The organism is Kitasatospora sp. NPDC058406 (assembly GCF_042722765.1).
Lineage (GTDB): Bacteria > Actinomycetota > Actinomycetes > Streptomycetales > Streptomycetaceae > Kitasatospora.
In genome coordinates this window covers 1-2,799 of sequence record NZ_JBHXKE010000461.1, presented here as the reverse complement: position 1 = coordinate 2,799, position 2,799 = coordinate 1, and the positions used below count along the sequence as shown (strand labels likewise).

The 2,799-nt window shown below is 74.3% G+C and carries 2 protein-coding genes; one reads left to right on the top strand and one right to left on the bottom strand.

Translation table 11 applies throughout. The annotated features are described in order from the left end of the window. Window positions 1–128: 128 nt before the first annotated feature. Window positions 129–911, bottom strand: a complete 783-nt coding sequence (locus ACFWOG_RS40485) for a S1 family peptidase (RefSeq protein WP_380364715.1) — start codon at window positions 909–911, stop codon at window positions 129–131. Window positions 912–1,329: 418 nt separating this feature from the next. Here ACFWOG_RS40485 and ACFWOG_RS40480 point away from each other — a divergent pair, with 418 nt between their 5' ends. Beyond that, on the top strand, window positions 1,330–2,775 hold the full coding sequence (locus tag ACFWOG_RS40480) for a ParB/Srx family N-terminal domain-containing protein (protein ID WP_380364712.1): 1,446 nt from the start codon (window positions 1,330–1,332) through the stop codon (window positions 2,773–2,775). Window positions 2,776–2,799: the final 24 nt, after the last annotated feature.

The window sequence follows — 2,799 nt, the reverse complement described above, 5'->3', positions numbered from 1 at the left end:
GACCTAACCTCGCGCTCCGTCTTCCCCCCCCCGGCGGACCGCGGGCGGAGGGGGGCGGTGCCACCCGGGCCGGCCGCGCACCCGCGGCCCGACCCCTCGTGCGGGGGTCGCGCCGCAGGAGCGACGGCTCAGAGGGCGCCGGTGTACTCCTGGATCCAGGGTCGCCAGGACGCCAGGTCCGTGTAGATGGCGCCGCCGACTCCGCAGGTGTCGCTGTCGGTGCCACTGCGGCTCGTGGCGCCGGCCAGTTCGCGCCGGCCGTTACGGGTGATCAGGGCCGGGCCTCCGGAGTCGCCGTAACAGGCGGTGGCGGAGGTGGTGCCCGCGATGCACAGCTCGCGGCTGTTCACCATGTCACTGCAGGAGCTGTCGGGCAGCACCTTGGTGTCGAGCTGCTTGAGGTAGCGGGGCGCGGAGGTGGAGCAGCCGCTCTGCGGGCAGGTCTGCCCCCAGCCGAGCAGCCGGGTGGCGGAGCCGTCGGGCGGGGTGGTGGAGGTGATCGGCACGGGCGTGTTGGTGACCCTGCTGCTGAGGCGCAGGAGGGCTATGTCCTGGCCTGCCATGCTCTGGTCGTCGGAGGGGCGGACGATCCGCGAGACCCCGGTCAGGGTGCCGCCGCCGAGGTGGTCGTTGGAGCCGATCCGGATGCGCAGGGCGGAGGGCTGGAGCGGGCCGCTGCGGCCGTAGGTGCAGTGCAGGGCCGTGACCATCCACTCGGGCGAGATGAGCGAGGCGCCGCAGTAGTGGCCGCCGTTGACCTGGATGGATCCCATGAACGAGTAGGTGGAGGTGGCCTGTTCGCCGCCGACGATGGGGGTCGGGGCGGCCGCGGCGGTGCCGATGAACGCCGGTGCGGTGATGACCAGGCCGAGGGCGATTCCCGCGGCGGACAGGGGTCGGGAAAGGCGCATGGGGGTTCCTTCGGGTGAGGGGTGTCGGGGGAGCGGAGGGGGAGGGCCGGACACCCGATTCGGGTTGTCGGTGGCCCATCAACCTGCCGTTCACAGGAGTATGTGAGCGGCGGCACCGGCCGCGCCAATGTCAGCGGCCCATAACATCCGGGGGTGCGGGCGCAGGCTTCGGCAGGTCGGACGGGGCGGCACTCCCCGGCTCAGGCGGCACGCGGTCGTCGCCGTGGCAGGGCGTCACCGCGCGCCGCTACGACCGCGAGGCCGGCCCCGGCCCCGGCCCCGGCCCCGCGAACGGCGACGACCAGGGTTCACGCACCCGCAACCCCGGGGACGCCCTGCGGCCACCCGTCGAGACGGGAGTGATGGATGGATGTGCGCCAGCAGTGATCGCTTTCAGCCGTCGAGCCGCAGGAGAACCATGAGCACCGGCCCCGTCCCCGCGCCCGTCCCCCCGCGCCGCAGCCCGGGCCGCAGCGCGCTCGCCGCCGCGGCGGCCGGCATGCTCGCGCTGGGCGGGCTGGCGGGTCTCGCCACCCCGGCCGGAGCGGCTGCCGCCGGCGTGGCCACCGCCCCGGCGGGCCCGGCCGGCGCGACGGCGCCGGGAGGGGCGGCGGCGCGGGGAGGGGCGTCGGGGGCCCGGCCGGGCGACCTGCTGGACGTGACCCTGGACCAGGTGCGCCCCACCCAGCCCTCGGTCGGCTACGACGAGGTGTACTACAAACTCGGCCGCTACACCTCTCCCAAGGACGAGCTGAACGGCGCCGCCAACAAGCGCTTCGACGACTGGTGCGAGACCAACGGCCAGGGCGTGGCCGCCACGGTGCTGCCGGGCGCGCGGCTCGCCGACCCGGCGACGTTCACCTGCACCGTCCCGCTGGGCCAGGAGACCGAGGCGAGTCGCGCGGAGATGAAGACCGTCGTGGTGGGCCCGGGCGGCGCGCTCTACCTGACCGACGGCCACCACACGCTGACCTCCTTCCTGGAGGCCCCGGACGGCGGGCCGGAGCTGCACCTGCGCCTCATCGTCCAGGCCAACCTCAGCGACCTGCCCCCGGCCGCCTTCTGGCAGGAGATGCGGGCCCGCAACTGGGTCCGCCTGATCGACGAGCAGAACCGGCCGATCACCGTCGAGCAGCTGCCGCAGCACCTGGGCCTGGCGTACTTCCACGACGACCCGTACCGCAGCCTGGTCTACTTCACCCGGGACATCGGCTACTCGGTGCCGGACGGCGCGGCCGAGTACCTGGAGTTCCTCTGGGGCGACTGGCTCCGCGGCCAGGGCATCGGCCTGCCCGGCTCGTACAGCACGACCGACCGCACCTCGTACCTGGCCGCGGTCCGGACGGCCTCCCAGGCCATGTCGGCCGTGCCGGGGGACACGGTGATCACCGAAGGCCGCACGGCGGACGAGCTGGGCCGGCTGAACCCGTGGAACGCGGGCAAGAAGCCCACCGGCGGCGAGTTCGGCAAGCTGAGCGCCCCGATCACCGAGGCCAAGCCCGGCAAGCTCGCCTACGCCCTGGACTTCCGTGCCAAGGTTCCGACCGGTCCGGCCTGCACCGAGACCGTGACCGGCCGACACACCGGGCCGCTGGTCGTCTCGCGCGGCACCACCTGCCTGACCGGCGCCCGGCAGACCGGGCCCGTCGTGGTCCGCGCGGGAGCGAGCCTGGTGGTCAAGGGCTCGGACATCACCGGCCCGGTCCAGGCGGTGGGCGCGGGCACGGTGCAGCTCTGCGGCACCGTCCTGACCGGCCCGCTGAGCGTGGTGAACACCCGTGACCACCTCACCCTGGCCGCTCCGGGCTGCACCCCGAACACCCTGAACGGCCCGGTCCAGCTCGTCGGGAACCCGACCTCCTGAACCCGGTGGCACCTCCGGCCGCCG

Bases quoted from the DNA above. Each gene is read 5' to 3' on its own strand.
- ACFWOG_RS40485 (WP_380364715.1), bottom strand. From the start codon at position 911: ATGCGCCTTTCCCGACCCCTGTCCGCCGCGGGAATCGCCCTCGGCCTG.
- ACFWOG_RS40480 (WP_380364712.1), top strand. From the start codon at position 1,330: ATGAGCACCGGCCCCGTCCCCGCGCCCGTCCCCCCGCGCCGCAGCCCG.